Annotated in this window: 11 protein-coding genes; 4 read left to right on the forward strand and 7 right to left on the reverse strand. The window is 69.8% G+C overall.

The annotated features are described in order from the left end of the window. Positions 1-188: 188 nt before the first annotated feature. Complete coding sequence (locus tag ACIA8L_RS21095) at positions 189-437, forward strand: hypothetical protein (RefSeq protein WP_395906923.1); 249 nt, start codon at positions 189-191, stop codon at positions 435-437. A 320-nt stretch (positions 438-757) separates the two neighbouring features. Continuing rightward, positions 758-1,102: a hypothetical protein gene (locus ACIA8L_RS21100; RefSeq protein WP_395906925.1), complete on the forward strand. Its 345-nt coding sequence runs from the start codon at positions 758-760 to the stop codon at positions 1,100-1,102. 825 nt (positions 1,103-1,927) lie between these two features. On the opposite strand, the gene ACIA8L_RS21105 is transcribed toward ACIA8L_RS21100, so the two are convergent. The 6 genes from ACIA8L_RS21105 to ACIA8L_RS21130 all read right to left on the reverse strand — a co-directional run bounded on the left by ACIA8L_RS21105 (position 1,928) and on the right by ACIA8L_RS21130 (position 12,119). Continuing rightward, complete coding sequence (locus ACIA8L_RS21105; RefSeq protein WP_395906926.1) at positions 1,928-2,446, reverse strand: GtrA family protein; 519 nt, start codon at positions 2,444-2,446, stop codon at positions 1,928-1,930. Then, positions 2,443-3,870, reverse strand: a complete 1,428-nt coding sequence (locus ACIA8L_RS21110) for an ArnT family glycosyltransferase (RefSeq protein WP_395906928.1) — start codon at positions 3,868-3,870, stop codon at positions 2,443-2,445. Before ACIA8L_RS21110 ends, ACIA8L_RS21105 begins: the two co-directional genes overlap by 4 nt. Positions 3,871-3,929: 59 nt before the next feature. Next, positions 3,930-6,005, reverse strand: coding sequence for a glycosyltransferase (locus ACIA8L_RS21115; protein WP_395906930.1), 2,076 nt, complete (start codon positions 6,003-6,005; stop codon positions 3,930-3,932). 25 nt (positions 6,006-6,030) lie between these two features. After that, positions 6,031-9,477 (reverse strand): PA14 domain-containing protein, encoded by a 3,447-nt coding sequence (locus tag ACIA8L_RS21120; RefSeq protein ID WP_395906932.1) that lies wholly within the window; start codon positions 9,475-9,477, stop codon positions 6,031-6,033. 143 nt (positions 9,478-9,620) lie between these two features. Continuing rightward, positions 9,621-10,883, reverse strand: a complete 1,263-nt coding sequence (locus tag ACIA8L_RS21125) for a cytochrome P450 (protein ID WP_395906934.1) — start codon at positions 10,881-10,883, stop codon at positions 9,621-9,623. A 48-nt stretch (positions 10,884-10,931) separates the two neighbouring features. Next, positions 10,932-12,119: a metallophosphoesterase gene (locus ACIA8L_RS21130; RefSeq protein ID WP_395906936.1), complete on the reverse strand. Its 1,188-nt coding sequence runs from the start codon at positions 12,117-12,119 to the stop codon at positions 10,932-10,934. A 94-nt stretch (positions 12,120-12,213) separates the two neighbouring features. Here ACIA8L_RS21130 and ACIA8L_RS21135 point away from each other — a divergent pair, with 94 nt between their 5' ends. Beyond that, on the forward strand, positions 12,214-12,486 hold the full coding sequence (locus ACIA8L_RS21135) for a hypothetical protein (RefSeq protein ID WP_395906937.1): 273 nt from the start codon (positions 12,214-12,216) through the stop codon (positions 12,484-12,486). A gap of 47 nt (positions 12,487-12,533) precedes the next feature. Here the strand turns inward: ACIA8L_RS21135 and ACIA8L_RS21140 are convergent, their stop codons facing one another. Next, the gene (locus tag ACIA8L_RS21140) at positions 12,534-14,027 is read right to left on the reverse strand and encodes an MFS transporter (protein ID WP_395906939.1); all 1,494 of its coding nucleotides are present in this window, start codon (positions 14,025-14,027) and stop codon (positions 12,534-12,536) included. Between the two features lie 183 nt (positions 14,028-14,210). On the opposite strand from ACIA8L_RS21140, the gene ACIA8L_RS21145 reads away from it, so the two are divergent. After that, the gene (locus ACIA8L_RS21145) at positions 14,211-15,977 is read left to right on the forward strand and encodes a discoidin domain-containing protein (RefSeq protein WP_395906941.1); all 1,767 of its coding nucleotides are present in this window, start codon (positions 14,211-14,213) and stop codon (positions 15,975-15,977) included. Positions 15,978-16,021 lie beyond the last annotated feature (44 nt).

Below are 16,021 nucleotides of genomic sequence, written 5' to 3' on the forward strand. Positions count from 1 at the left end.
CGACAATGGGCGAGGTCTCCGATAGTTGGTTCATGGACCAAAGAGAACTGCGCCGAAGACCTCGGGGGCACCATAGCGGTGACGAGGCGGCATGACCTAGACGATCTATTCCAAGGGGTACGGGGCTGCGAACGAGGGCGAGGGTCTCCAAGATCGACGTTGCTGAGCAACGAGACCATGGAGGCCACGTGCACGTCGATCTGGACACCCTCGCCACCGCACTCTACGTGAAGATCGACGACGAACTGAAGGCGTCACCCCAGCTCAACCCGTACCGCCCCAAGGTCGGCATCACCCCGCAGATCACCGACGCAGAACTGATCACCGTCGCGGTCCTGCAGGTCCTCCTCGGCCACCACAAGGAGAACCGGTGGATCCGCGCCGCCGGCAAAGCCATCGGGCATCTCTTCCCATACCTGCCCAAACAGCCCGGATAGAACAAACGCCTCCGCGCCCTGGTCACCCAGTTCGCGCACTGCATCGCCGTCCTCGCCGCCGACACCGACCTGTGGCAGCACCCGATCCGCATCGCCGACTCCACCCCCGTGCAGTGCGGCACCTCCCGCGAGACCGTCAAACGCTCCGACCTCGCCGGCTGGGCCGGCTACGGCTACTGCGCCTCACACTCCCGACTGTTCTGGGGACTGCGCCTGCACCTCGTCACCACCGTGCACGGCCTGCCCGTCGCGTTCGCTCTGACCAACCCCAAGACCGACGAACGTGACGTCCTCATCGACTGGTCTCGCTGCAGCCGAACATGTTCCAGCACCCCGACGGACAGATCCTGGTGGTGGACAAGGGCTACCGCGACCGGATCACCGAAACCTGGCTCAACGACAACAACATCGACGTCGTCCGACCCGCATACCGCACCGAACCACCACGACCCGGCCGGACACTGCTACGAGCGGTCCGGCAGAACATCGAGTCCGTCAACCAGACCCTCAAAGGCCAACTCGACCTCGAACGCCACGGCGGCCGGACCGCTGCAGGCGTCGCCGTCCGAGTCCTGCAGCGGGTCCTGCCCATGACCGCCGCGATCTGGCACAACTGGCACACCGGCCAGCCGATCATGCGATCCCTGACCGCCTACGACCACTAAACCCTTGGAATAGACCGTCTAGCCGACGTGCAGTGGGCAATCTTGGAGCTGGTGTTGCCGTGCTTGCTCGGTCTGGTCGGCCGTCGTAGTTCGGGAAGCGGCAGCTGATTGACGGGATCCGGAGGCGCGTCCGGGTCAGCGCCCATGGCGGGACGTGTCGGGCTGTTACGGGTCCTGGTCGCGGTGGCGGGATTGTTCCGGCATTGGCAGCGAGCCGGGGTCTGGGCGCAGATCCTGACCGCGTTGCAGTGCGCTGGCTGACGCGGCAGGGCATCACCTGGGACGTGTCGATGGACTCCACGACTGCCCGGGCACATCACCACTCTGCCGGCGGGCGGAAACGGGGGATCTGCAGGCCGAACCGCCGGGCGACGTCGCGGTCGAGCGGGACGATCAAGCCCTCAGCAGATCCCACGGCGGGCCGAGGGCCAAGATCCACCTCGGCTGCGAGCAGGGCCAGAAAACCTTGCCGCTAGTCCTGACCGCCGGGCAACGCGGCGACAGCCCGCAGTTCCCGGTCTTCCTGGACGGCATCCGGGTCCCGCGGCTGCACGGTGGAAGGCCACGCACCCGACGCGACCGGGTCCTGGCCGACAAGGCATTCGTAGCTATCACGCCGTCTACGGCAGACTAACCCCGCCGAGACCCTGACGCTGCTGGACTGCCTCAACTGCCCGCAGACACCGAACACGTGCGCCGGGCGGCCGGGGCGTAGCTCAGCCCCTTGTGGCCTCGCGCCCGTGGCGCAGACCGTGCGGGGGCGCGGGTGGAGGCAACGCCTCCCCCGCCGCGCCAACGACGCAATGTCGCAGCGGCCCGCGCCGGTCAAGGCGCCGGCCGGGCGGACGGGGCGTAGCTCAGCCCCTTGTGGCCTGACGCCCGTGGCGCAGACCGTGCGGGGGCGCGGGTGGAGGCAACGCCTCCCCCGCCGCGCCAACGGCGCAATGTCGCAGTGGCCCGCGGGGCGCGGTAGATGAAGCGCTCGGTCACCGCGAACCGCAGCACGAACGCGGCCGCCAGCGTCACGAGGTTGGCCGCCAGCTCGTGGAGCCGGAACGTGCCGACCAGCAGGGTGAGCAGCGGGAGGCGGATGGCCAGGTCCAGGTTGTTCAGCACCGCGAAGCGGGTCAGTCGCATCGGCCAACGGGCCGAAGTGCGGCGGCGGCGGTACACCCACAGGTCGATCAGCACGAAGTTCCACACGATCGCCACTTCGGTCGCGGCGACGGCGGCGGCCAGGTAGTGGGTGCCGAGCGAGGTCAGGAGCCACATCACGGCGAGGTTCGGCAGGAGACCGGACGCGCCGGCCAGGCCGAAGCCCGCCAGGCGCCACAGGCGGTTCACCGGGCCACCCGCCGGACCTCGATGTCGCCGAACCGTTCGACGAGTTCGGACCCGGCCAGGCCCTGCCGCAGCGTCGGCAGCGAGGCCAGGGTGCTGTCGGCCTGGCCGGCCATGACGACGTAGTCGATGCTCGCGGCGCCGTGCGGCAGGATCGCGGCCATCACCTCCGGGTCGGTGTCGACCTTCCACAGCCACACCGGTTTTGTGAAGCCGGCGAGTCGCAGGTCGAGCCAGATGTAGTCGTCGGTGACGACGACCTCGTCCTTCGGGACGTGCTCGATGACCCATTTGGTGGCGGCGCGGGAGTCGGCGCTGCCGTCGACCTTCGACTGCCGGTACATCGTCGTCGACCACGCCGGGAGGACCAGGATCAGAGCCAGCGCGGCCGGCACGAGGGCGAAAGACGGCCGCAGCCGGGCCAGGACGCCCGCGATGAGCAGGGCCGCGAACGGGAGCATCGCGATGACGTAGGCGAATGGCAGGTAGCCGCCCCGGCACATCATCGCGACCTGGATCAGCAGGGCCAGGGCGATGGGGCGCAAGGGCTTCAGGAAGAACGCCGCGGGCACGAGCAGTACCCCCGGAAGCAGTAAAAATGGATCGAGGTCGACCCAGGAGTGCGCGAGGCTGTAGGTGCCGGACGCCGGGTCGAGGAGGCTGCCGCTGCCGGACCGCCCGAACAGCTGCCACCACAGCGCCCAGCTGAGGCTCACGTGCCCGTCGCCCGGCACGAGTTCGTTTTTGAGCAGGGCGAAGACCGGATATGACGACACCAGCACGGCGAATGTCACGCCGAACAGGCCCAGGTTCCAGACCCGGGTCCGGCGGTCGGTGTGCTGGACGAGCAGCCAGACCAGGGCCGGGAGCAGGATGACGACGGTCTCCTTGCACAGCGCGGCACCGGCGAACCAGACGGCGCTGCCCAGGGCGGCGCCGACGCTGCGCCGGGGGGAGGCGGCCGCGGCCAGGGCCCCGATCGTGAACATGGTGGCCAGGTTGTCCAGGAACACCATGCGGTGGAAGTACACGGCGAGGGGGCTCAGCGCGAACAGCGCCACGGCGACCGCCGACCAGGCCCGGTTGAAGCCGAGCCGCCGGGCCAGCAGGAACAGCAGGGCGCAGCTGACCAGGGCGGCGATGAGCATGACCTCGCGGCCGACCATGACGCCGCTGGGGGCGCGGTCGAAGCCGTCGGTGAGGCCCGCGTAGCCGGCGATGATGGCCCAGCCGAGGAACGGGTGGTCGTACCAGTACGTGTAATGCGCGAGGGCGCCGTGGTCGAGCATCGCCCAGGCCTGGTCGACGTATGTGCCCTCGTCGTCGTTGATCCGGCCGGGCCAGCCGTGCAGGTTCCAGCCGTTGACCAGGCCGGCCACCACGAGCAGGGGGGCCAGCACGAACCACGAACGGCGCGAATATGACATATCCGAAATGTCGGGCGCGACGACTGCCGGAGTCGGCGCCGAAGGCGCGGTCACCGCCGTCATGACGCCAGCACCGGCCGGTGATGCCCACCGTGCGCCGTCTTGTGCCACACAGTGTTCCCGTCGACATGCTGATACACGGCCCAGAACGCCGCCGCCATCAACACCCACTGATATACAGGTGCCCCCACGAGCAGAAACGCGTAGTGCCGCCACAGCACCCGCTGCCGATAGGACCGGGCGAACTCCCGCAGCCCGATCACCTGCGTCGCCAGGGTGATGATGATCGGCACGAACGGCGCGTACATCAGCATCGCGATGCCGACCGGCACCTTCAGCCACACGATGGTCGCGATCGACAGCGGCAGCAGCAGCGCCGAGAACGCCTGCAGGAACGGCGTCGCCAGGATGTACCCGGCCAGGGCCCGCTGCCGCAGCGTCGGCAGCGTCGCCCACCGCCCCTCGAGCAGAATGCTCAGAAATCCCTGGTTCCACCGGACCCGCTGCCAGAACAGTGATCCCGCCCGGCGATTCACGATCGTCTGCGGTACTTCCTCACGCGTGGCCAGCTCCGGCTCGTACGCGGCCACGACCTTCGCGCCGTACTTCGTGCACAGCAGCACCCCGAGCGCGCAGTCCTCGGTGAGGTTGTCGGGCCATCCGCCGGCCTTGTCCAGCAGGTCCCGGCGGATGAACACGGTGTTGCCGCCGAGCGGGACGAAGCCGGTCCGCACCTGGTAGAACATGCGGCTGGTGAACCAGAAGAAGTACTCCATGACATTGTGGACCTTGAACCAGTCACGGGCCCGGGAGCCGAGCGTCATGAGCTGTACCCCGCCCTGCACGACGTCGGCGCCGGTGCGCTCGATAAGCGTGTCGACCCGCGCCAGCAGCTGCGGGGCCACGTCGTCCTCGGCGTCGACGACGCCCACGACGGTACCCCTGGAAACCGCCAGGGCCGCGTTGAGCTGCCGCGGCTTGTTGGACCGCTCGTAGGCGCGGATCACCGTGCGGACCCGCCCGTGCGGGTCGGACTCGGCCTGGACCCGCCGGACCTCGGCGATCGTGGCGTCGTCGCCCTCGCACAGCGACATGAGGATCTCGAAGTCCGGGTGGTCCTGCCGCAGCAGGTGTCGCAGCGTCCCGGCGATGACCTGCTCCTCGTGCAGAGCCGGGACGATGATCGAGAATTTCCGGCGGATGAACGGATCGGTTTCCACCGGCCACTTCATCTGTTCGACCGCTTCCGGCGTGCGCCATCCGTACAAACGCCACCGCACTTCCAGGCCCCCGATGACGGTGTTGTAGACGGCGACCAGCGTCACCAGCAGCGCCAGGACCGCCGCGGCCGACAACGGCGCCACGACGAGCCCGGCGGTGATCGCCGCGACCAGAGCCAGGAGCGATCCCCAGCGCGCGACCGGCGTGGCGAACCAGGTCGCGGCCCGCAAGGCCGGCAGCTGCCGCAGGTACAGGAGCCCCTGGCGCAGATCCCCCTTGCTCTCCCCCGCCACCCGCGCCCCGAACTCGAGGGGCACCTCGGTGCGGCGCAGCCGTGGATACCGGGCCAGGATCTCCAGCAGAATCTTGAACCCACGCGCCCGCAGCCGATCCGGGTCGACCTTGTCCAGCCGCACCCCGAAGAACCCGGTCATCGGATCCGTCACACCCCGCAGCGCGAAAGGAAAAGCCGCCCGCGCCAGCAGCGTCGACCCGGTCGAGACCACCTGCCGCAAGGGCCCGTCGAGCCCGCCGCTGCTGCCGCCCTCGCGGTACCGGCTGGCCATCACGAGATCGTGGGAGTCCAGCGCGGCCAGCATCGCCGGCACCAGCTCCGGCGGATGCTGCAGATCGGCGTCCATGACCAGCACCTTGGTGGCCCGGGCCCGCCGATAGCCGTCGGTCACCGCCCCGGCCAGCCCGCCGACGCGCTCGGCCCCGCTGCGGTGGAAGACGCGGACACTCAAGGGCGAAGCCACAGCGGCAATCGCTTCGACGGTACCGGCATCGTCGCTGTCGTCAACGAAGAGCAGCTCGACATCGGTGACAACCGCCGCGAGCCGCTCGATCAGCGGCCCGACGTTCTCCTCCTCATGCCGGCAGGGAATGACGATCGTGGCCCGTGGGATGGTCACGGAATCTCCTCGGTGTCGACGTGCATCACAACCGGATGACCGAACAGCGCGCCAGTGCGCCGCCACCGCGCTCGAAGTACTCGACCGTGATCGTGTGGTCGCCCTCGAGCAGGGTGGTTTCGTACGTGAAGGTGGCGGGTGGGTGTTCGGACCAGCCGTCGACGACCACGGCTCCGTCGAGGAGCACGCGGACGCCGTCGTCGCTGGTGGCGGTGATGCGGTAGGTGCCGGCGGCCAGGTGCTCGGTCCTGGTCCAGCGCACGGAGAACCCGTCGGCGGGGACGGCCGGCCCGGGTGAGCCGGTCCCCCAGTCGAAGTCGATGGCGCCGTCGGTGCGCAGCATCGCCGGGGCGCCGCTCAGGTCGGGCCCGGCGTAGTAGGCCCCGGACCACCCGGACGGTGCGGCGACGTCGCCGACGCGTTGGTAGCCGAAGTGCAGGCGGGCGCCGGCGGCGTGCTCGTAGTACTCGACCTCGATGTCGTGGACGCCCCCGAGCAGGGAGAAGTCGGCGCTGAAAGCCTCGTTCTGGTCGCGCCACTGGTCGACGATCGGCAGCCCGTCGACATACACGCGGACACCGTCGTCGGACGCGCCCGAGAAGCGATAGAGCCCGGCCGGAAGAACGACGCTGCGGGTGTACCGTGCGGAGAAGTCGTCGGCGCCGATACCGTTGCCGGGCCCGCCGTCGCCCCACTCGTGGTCCACGGTGGACTCGAAGCCGGTGAACTCGTGCCCGGCCCCGGTGTAGGTGGCGAGCCACGGCGACGCGGGCGGCAGGTCCCCGGTCCGGGTCCACCGCAGCCGGGCGAGGGCGCCGCCGCCGTTCTCGTAGTACTCCATGACGATCGTGTGCGCGCCGTTGCCGAGCGGCAGGCGGGCCGTGTAGCCGGTGGCGCCCTGATCGCCCCAGTGGTCGACGGCGAGCTGCCCGTCGACCCACAACCGCACGCCGTCGTCGGTCGTGGTGGTGAAGTCGTAGTAGCCGGCCGCGAGGGTCAGCGCTCGCGACCACCGGGCGGCGAAGTGGTCGGCGTCGACGGTCGGGCCGGGACTGCCGTCACCCCAGTCGAAGTCGACCTCGGCGTCGTCGCGCTGCAGCGTCGGCGGGGTCGCGGGCATGGTGGGCTGGTCGCCGACGCCGGGCGTGTTCCAGTACTGCGCGGTGAACACGTTGCGCGGCTGGTCCGGGGTGGTGTCCCAGCTGAGGCGGGCGCTGGCATCCACGACGTTGTCGTAGAACTCCAGCCGGATCGCGTGCGGGCCGGCGCCGAGGTCGGCGACGTAGTCGTAGGCGGTCGGCCCCTGGTCGTGCCACTGGTCGATGACGAGGTCGCCGTCGATGTACAGCCGGGCCCCGTCGTCGGAGGCGATCGTGAACCGGTAGCGGCCGTACGCGAAGTACTCGGTCTTGGTCCACCGGGCCGAGAAGTGGTCGGCGTCGACGCCGGGCCCAGGCGAGTCGGTCGACCATACGAAGCCGACGCTCTTGTCGGCGCGGACCAGAGCCGGTGACCCGGTCAGGTTGGCGTTGTTGAAGTACTCGCCGGTGAACGGGGCCGACGGGGCGTAGGTCGCGGTGAAGGTCGCGTCGGCGGCCGGCGTGGTCACGAAGTGCCGGATCGCGCCCCCGTCGGACCAGCCCGTGAAGTGGTAGACGTCGCCGGTCGCGTCCGTGGCCGTCGGCGGGGCGGCGAGCTCGCGCTGGAAGCCGACCACGCCTTGCACCGGGTCGGGCGTGGCGATCGGGACGCCGTCGAGGGTCAGCCCGAGCCCCGGCGGGCTCGTCGCGAACGTCATCGTCGACGTGCGCGGGTGGATGGACACCGACTTCGTGCTCGACAGGCCGTTGCGGTCGGTGACCGTCACCTTGATCTCAAACCAGGTGTTCGCCGACGCCTCCCCCGTGGCCGGGATCGTGAACTGCCCGACCCGCCCGGTCAGCGGCCCGACGAACGGGTGCACGTGAGTGTTGTGGTGCAGGAACACCTCGGTCTTGATGTCGCCGTCGGACACGTCGTAGCCGGCCGCGTCGTTACCGAAGGCGTTGTAGGTGACGGTGTCGCCGGAGTTGTACGCGCTGCCGTCCACGGGCGCCGCGATCCGCACGACCGGCGGGGTGCCGACCTGGATCACGATCGGCCGGGAGGCGACAGTCGTGCTGCCGTCGGAGACCGTGAGCGTCGCCGGATAGACCCCGACGGCCGGGTACACCTTCGTCGGGTTCGGGGCCGTGCTGCTGCTCCCGTCGCCGAAGTTCCACGTGTAGTGCAGCTCGTCGCCGTCCGGGTCGCTGGTCCCGGCCGACGAGAAGCGCACGGTCAGCGGGGCCGCGCCACCGGTGACGTCGGCGGCGGCGTGCACGACGGGCGCGCTGCCGGCCGGGCTGTACGAGACCCGGTACAGCTGGCCCGGGAAGTAGGTGAGGTAGTACATGGCCCCGTCCGGGCCCACCTTGAGGTCGACGACGCTGCCGGCCTCGAGGTCGAAGTCCTCGACCCTGGTCACCTGGCCGGCGTCGTCAAGCACGGCCCGCTTGATGAACCCGCGGGAGTAGTCGCCGAAGAACAGGCTGCCGGTGTACTCGGCCGGGAACTGCGACCCGCGGTAGATCGGCCCGGCGGTGACCGCGCCGCTGCCGCCGTCGTGGTTGTAGGCGGTGATCGGGTCGGTGTACCCGGCGCAGTTGCTCGCGCACCGCCCCTCGTGCACGGGCCAGCCGTAGTTGCCGCCCTTGACGACGAGGTTGAGCTCCTCCCACGTGTAGTCGCCGACGTCGCCCACGTAGAGGCGGCCGGTGGCGGCGTCGAACTGGAACCGCCACGGGTTGCGGAACCCGTAGGCCCAGATCGCCCCGAGCTTCCCGGCCTGCCCGTAGAACGGGTTGTCGGCCGGAATCGACCCGTCCGGGTTGATCCGCAGGATTTTGCCGTGCGGATTGGACAAGTCCTGCGCATTCGGCGGGTATCCGTTGTCGCCGACCGCGAAGTACAGCTTCCCGTCCGGACCGAACCGAATACTCCCGCCGACGTGTAACAATTGCGACGGAGATTGGGTCTCGAAGATGGTGTAGGGGCCTTCGGTGCCGACATCGCCCGACGCGTCGAATCGCACCAGATGGTTTCGCAGGTCGTGCCCGGTGTAATAGAAGTACACCCAGTGATTGGCCCCGCCGAACCCGGGATCGAACGCGATGCCGATCAGGCCGCGGTCCCCGGACGCCTCCGACGGCAGGTCCGCGAACGGCTGGGCCAGCAGCTGCCCGTCCTTGTATATCTTGATTTTCCCGGTGCGCTCCAGGATGAAGATCCGCCCGTCCGGAGCGATCTCGAACCCGCTGGGTCCGTCCAGCCCGGACCCCACCACCAGCTGCGTCGCGAACCCGGCCGGGGTCGCGGCCCGGGCCGCGGGCGTTGGCCCGAGCACCGCGGCGACGAGCGCCAGCACGAGGATGAACGGCAGCGTTTTGCGCACGCCGAGAATGTTGGGCCCGCCGTGTGATGCGCCCGTGCCGATTCCACGAATGCGCGGTCACAACCCTGATTCGGCGCCGTTTCCAGCAATTCAGGAATGTACAACCGTGCGGCCGGATGACCCATCCGGAAACACGCCCTTGCTCAGATCGTGACCGGCAGCGACGCAAATCCGCGCAGGACCCGGGTCGTGCGTCGATGCGGTTCGCCGTCGATGCGCAGGTCGGGGTATCGCTCGAACAGCATCCGCAGGCCGATCTCGCTCTCCAGCCGGGCCAGGGCCGCGCCGAGGCAGTAGTGCGCGCCGCCGGAGAACGACAGGTGCTCGCGAGCGTTCGCACGGGTCACGTCGAACTCGTCCGGGTTCGCGAAGACCGCCGGGTCCCGGTTGGCGCCGGCGAGCATCGCCATCACGACGTGCCCGGGCTCGATGCGCGCCCCGCCGAACTCGGTCGGCTTGCGGCACACGCGGGCCGTCACCTGGACCGGCGAGTCGTACCGCAGCGCCTCCTCGACGGCGTTGGCCCAGCGCCGCGGGTCGTCGCGCAGGACGGCGAGCTGCTCGGGGTGGCGCATGAGCAGCCAGGCCCCGGTGCCGAGCAGGTTGACGGTCGTCTCGAACCCGGCCGCCAGCAGCAGGCCCGCGGTGGCGAGGAGCTCGTCCTCATTGAGGTCGTCCAACTGCACGAGCTGGCTGAGCAGGTCGTCGCCGGGTTCGCGGCGCAGGCGGGCGAAGTGGCCGCGCATCCAGTCGTTGACGTGCTTGATGCTGATTTCGGTTTGGCGGTACGTCCTGAAGGACAGTCCCAGATCAAGCGTCGGTGCGGCCGCGTTGCCCCAGGCCAGGAACTGCCGGCGCATGTCGAGCGGGACGCCGAGGAGCTCCGCGATCACGGTCACCGGCAGCAGCGCGGCGTAGTCGGCGACCAGGTCGGCCGGCTTGTCTCGCAGGAGTTCGGCGCAGGTCCGCTCGATCCGCGGGCGCAGGCCCTCGACGGCCCGGGCGGTGAACACCTTCGAGACGAGGCGCCGGTAGCGGCCGTGGTCGGGCGGGTCGGTCACCAGCATCGACGGCGGGTCCACGGGGCCGATGGGCGAGCTGCGCCGGCTGTAGCGGAAGACGGCGCCGACGAGGCCCGGCATCGCCCGGTCGGAGAACCCGACACCGAACGCGTCGTGGCGCAGGACGGCCGCGGCGAGGTCGTGGCGGGCGGTGGCCCACATGAGCCGCCCGCGCACGACCGGCCCGGCCTCGCGTACCGAGGTGTAGAACGGGTAGGGGTCGGCTCGCACGGCCGGGTCGTTGAAGAACCGGGCCTGCGCGTCGCCCTTGCGGGCCGCGGACCGGATGCCGGCCCGCATCAGCCCGTGCTTGGTGCCCCACCGGACCGCGGTGCCTACCAGCATGCGCCACCCCCCCTTGGTACTTAACGGTACCAAGGGGGTGGGCGTAGGTCACTGCCCGGCGCGCAACGTGATCTCGGTGATCTCGCTGGGGGCGAAGACGCGGAACGGCGGGCCCCAGAAGCCGGTGCCGCGGCTGGTGTAGAGCTGGGTCCGGTCGCCGTGGCGGGTGAGGCCCTGCACGACCGGCTGGTCGACCCGCACGAGGTAGTGGAACGGCCAGATCTGCCCGCCGTGGGTGTGCCCGGAGATCTGCAGGTCGATGCCGTGGGCCACGGCGCCGTCGATCTGCTTGGGCTGGTGGGCCAGGAGCAGTACCGGCAGATCGGGGTCGGCGCCGTCGAGGGCCAGCTCGTGGTCGGCCCGGTGCCCTTCCAGGCCGGTCCCGGCGGCGGTGCGGTCGTCGACGCCGGCCACGACGAGCCGGTCGCCGCCGCGCTCGACGACGATGTGCCGGTTGTGCAGCGGCTCCCAGCCGAGGCCCCGCATGTGGTCGAGCCAGCCCTGGGCCTCGCCGAAGTATTCGTGGTTGCCGGTGACGTAGACCCGTGCCAGCCCGGCCCGGATGTCACCGAGCGGCGCCGCCTGCGCGGTCCGCATGCGCGGGGTCCCGTCGGCGATGTCCCCGGTGTGGGCGACGATGTCGGCGCCGAGGCCGTTGACGACCTCCGTGACCCCCTTCGACCAGGCGACCCGGTCGATGGGCCCGTAGTGGGTGTCGGTGAGCTGCACGATCCGCAGGCCGTCGAGCCCGGCCCCGAGGCGGGGGATGCGCACCTCGACCCGGCGGACCCGCGGGACCCGCATCGCCTCGCGGTAGCCCCACAGGCCGAGGCCGAGCGCGACGACCGCGGTGAAGCCGGCCGCCACGCGGGACCGCACGGGGTCCTCGACGCCCCCGACGAGCAGCCCGAGCCGCAGCACGTCGCCGATGACGGCCCACACGAACACGATCCAGATCGCGCCGAGGATGGTGTCGCCGGTGCGGGCAGCCCAGTCGACGCCGCGGCCGTGCCCGAGGAACATCGTGAACGGGAACGCGACAAGCGCGGCCACGAAGACAACGGTCCCGGCCACTTGCACGCCGACCGGCCAGTCGTTGCCGGCCATGACGAGCGACCACCACGGCACGCCGAACAGCAGGGCGAGCACCAGCCCGACCGTCGCCGCGAACGTCAGAGACCGCAGGATCGACCGCCGCCGGACAGCCGGCCCGGGAACCGCTTCAGTACTCGCCATCCGCCCATCATGACACGCAGTGCCATCGTGAACCTGTGACGGGGCTGTGAGGTTGGTTGCCATCTGCGACCATGGCGGCACGGAATCGACGCACGTGGGTGTGCTGGGCTGGTGGCGGGGCACGACGCGCGGACTACGGACGCTGCTGACGGCAGTCCTCGGCGGTGCGCTGCTGGGGGCGGCGCTGCACCTGCTCGTGGCGCAGGTCGCCGGGGCGGCGCTGGTGATGGCGGTGCTCGGGGTGCTCGTGGCGGTCGTCCCGCTGCGCGGCGTCGCGGAGCGCGTCATGGGCGTCGTCGCGCTGGTGCCGGCCGCGCTGCTGTGGTTCATGCTCGACGGCCTGCTCGGATATCTCCTCACCGCATGAGCGGGCGGCGCCCGGAAGGACCGGGCGCCGCCTGACTCGACGGACGGCTACTCCTCGATGCGCTGACCACCGACGGAGACGGCGGTCAGCGGCGTGGCCACGTGCTCGAGGGACTTGCCCTCCGCGTCCACGCCCAGGAACACTTCGACCAGGCCGCCGACGATCATGACGGCGGCGCCGATGAGGTAGCCGATGAACAGCTGCCCCGGGTCGGTGCCCTCGCCGATCAGCCAGCCGTAGAAGATCGGGCCGATGGCGCCGAAGCACTGGGCGATGGCGAAGAAGACGGCGATGGCCTGGGCCCGGATCTCGATCGGGAAGATCTCGGAGACGGTGAGGTACGCCGAGCTCGCACCGGCCGAGGCGAAGAAGAAGATGATGCACCAGGCGACCGTCTGCGTGAACGCGTTGAGGATGCCGGCGTTGAACATCCAGGCCGATATCGCGAGCAGGACCCCGGACAGGATGTAGGTGCCGGCGATCATCTTGCGCCGGCCGATGGTGTCGAAGAGGTGGCCGAGCAGCAGCGGGCCGGCCAGGTTGCCGATACAGAAGGCGATCAGGTAGATCGGGGTCTTCTCGGCGTCGACGTTGTAGAACTTCGACAGCACCAGCGTGTAGGTGAAGAAGATCGCGTTGTACAGGAACGACTGCGTGATCATCAGGCTGGCCGACAGTGTTGAGCGGGCCGGCAGCCGCGTGAAGAGCACCTTGATCAGCGCGAGGTACCCGTGCCCGGAGGCGGGCTTGACCTCGATGGCATCGCGGTCGTCGACCGGGGCCAGGGTCTGCCCGGAGCGCTCGACGTCGTCCTCGATCGACTTGATCGACGCCTCGGCCTCCTGCTCGCGGCCGTGCATGACGAGCCAGCGGGGACTCTCCGGCAGGTGCCGGCGCAGGTTCCAGATCAGCAGGCCGATGATCGGGCCGATGAGGAAGCCCAGCCGCCAGGAGATGTTCAGCGAGATGTGGTTGAGCAGCACATACGTGCCGAGCGTGCCGATGATGGCACCGCCCCAGTAGGTGCCGTTCACGCCGATGTCGACGCGGCCGCGGTACTTGGCCGGCATCATCTCGTCGATCGCGGAGTTGATCGCGGCGTACTCGCCACCGATGCCGGCTCCGGCGATGAACCTCGTCAGGTACAGGAAGATCAGGCCGAAGGCGTCGTTGCCCCAGGTCAGCGCCGTGAGGGCGTTGCCGGCGAGGTAGACGCCGAGGGTCACGATGAAGAGGTTCTTGCGGCCGAGGGCGTCGGAGAGGCGGCCGAAGAGCAGCGCGCCGAAGACCTCGCCGAGCAGGTAGACGGTGGCGATGGCCCCGACCTGCGTGCTGGAGAGCCCGAGGGTCTCCTGCTTGTTGAGGACGGCCCCGACCGCGCTGGCGATGGTGATCTCGAGGCCGTCCAGCACCCAGGCGGTGCCGAGCGCGATCACCATGCGGGTGTGGAACGGCGCCCACGTCAGGCGGTCGATCCGGGCGGGGATCAGACTTCGGATGACCCCGCCGGTCGAGGCCGATGCGGATTGCGTGTCAGCCAATGTGCACCTCCCAGGCGCCATCGGGCACGACGACGTGCCCGTCTGTGAAGCCACGTGCCCGAAGCGTCAGACATCAAAACCCGCCACTTGACGGCAACCCCCATCTGGACGACGCTGACATCGAGAGAGCGCTCTCTTGCCCGCCGCCAACCCCATCGCCCGCCAGCGCCAGGGAGTCCAACCATGCCCGGAAACACCCGAAAACACCGCCGCGGACTCCTCGTGAGCACGCTTTCCGCAGCGGTCCTGCTGCTCGGCTACGCGGCCTTCTCGATCGGCACCGCCAGCGCCGCCAGTACCCTGCTTTCCCAGGGCAAACCAACGACGGCCTCATCGACCGAGAACGCCGCGAGCGCGGCCGCCAACGCCACCGACGGCAACACCGGCACCCGCTGGTCCAGCGCGTTCAGCGACCCCCAGTGGATCCAGGTCGACCTGGGCCAGAGCGCCACCGTCGACCAGGTGGTGCTCAACTGGGAGGCCGCCTACGCGAAGTCCTTCCAGATCCAGACCTCACCGGACGGCACGACCTGGACGAACGTCTACAGCACGACCACCGGCACCGGCGGCGTGCAGACCCTCAACGTCTCCGGCACCGGCCGCTACGTACGGGTCAACGCCACGGCCCGGGGCACCGCCTACGGCTACTCGCTGTGGGAGTTCCAGGTCTTCGGCACGGCCGGCCCGGCCGGCTGCGGCACGGCGAACTACGCCCAGGGCAAGCCCGCGACCGCGTCGTCGACGGAGAACGACGCCAGCCCGGCGTCGGCCGCGTTCGACGGCAACACCGGCACCCGCTGGTCGAGCGCGTTCAGCGACCCGCAGTGGCTTCAGGTCGACCTCGGCGCGACCGCCACCATCTGCGGCGTCGACCTCACCTGGGAGGCCGCCTACGGCAAGGCGTTCTCGATCCAGACGTCGGCCAACGGCACCACCTGGACGAGCATCTACAGCACGACGACCGGCGCGGGCGGGGTGCAGAACCTGACCGTCTCGGGCTCCGGCCGGTACGTCCGGATGTACGGCACCGCCCGGGGCACCGCCTACGGCTACTCGCTGTATGAGTTCGGGGTCCGCGTCTCGGCCGCCACACCGCCGAGCAGCCCGCCGCCGACCAGCCCGCCGCCCCCGGACCAGTTCTGGGGCGACACCGCCGGCATCCCGGCCGCGCAGAACGTGGTCATGGTGAAGGTGCTCAACCGCACCAACGGCCGCTACCCTGACAGCCAGGTCTACTGGAGCTTCAACGGGCAGACGCACTCGATCGCCGAGCAGCCGTACCTCGACATGCCCGCCAACAGCGCCGGCCGGATGTACTTCTACGTGGGCCAGCCCAACGGGCAGTACTTCGACTTCATCGAGTTCACCGTCGGCCCCGCGGTGTTCAACGGCAACACGACCCGCGTCGACGCGTTCGGCCTGAAGCTCGCGATGCGCCTGCACGCCAAGGACGGCTACGACGTGCAGGTCGGCGAGGACTACCAGACCTTCACCGAGTCGCGGGAGGCCACCTTCGCCAAGTTCGTCGCCGAGGTGCCGCAGCAGTTCAAGGTCCTGGCCCAGTCGCAGGCGCCGTATCGGATCATCGCACCGGGCAGCGACCCGACGTTCCGGGCCGGCGGCGTGAACGCGAACTACTTCACCGCCTACGCCCAGCAGTTCGGCATCAACGCCGCCACCTCGGACATCTTCGGCTGCGCCGGGGTCCTGGCCAACGACTCCGGCAACTGCTCCGCGCTCAACCGGCACGTGCGCCAGCTGCCGCAGTCCGACTGGTCGACGCCGAGCCTGTACTACCAGGCGGCGCCGGCGAACTACTACGCCAAGTTCTGGCACGACCACGCCATCAACAAGCTCGCCTACGGCTTCCCCTACGACGACTACGCCGGGCAGTCCTCGTTCGTGTCCCACGGCAACCCGCAGTACCTCCTCGTAGCCGTGGGTTTCTAAACGCAGGTTCATCAGGACGCTGCTGGCCGCGGTCGCCTCGGCAT

Origin of the sequence: Dactylosporangium sp. NPDC051541, from assembly GCF_044454505.1 — a bacterium.
Classification (GTDB): Bacteria; Actinomycetota; Actinomycetes; order Mycobacteriales; family Micromonosporaceae; genus Dactylosporangium.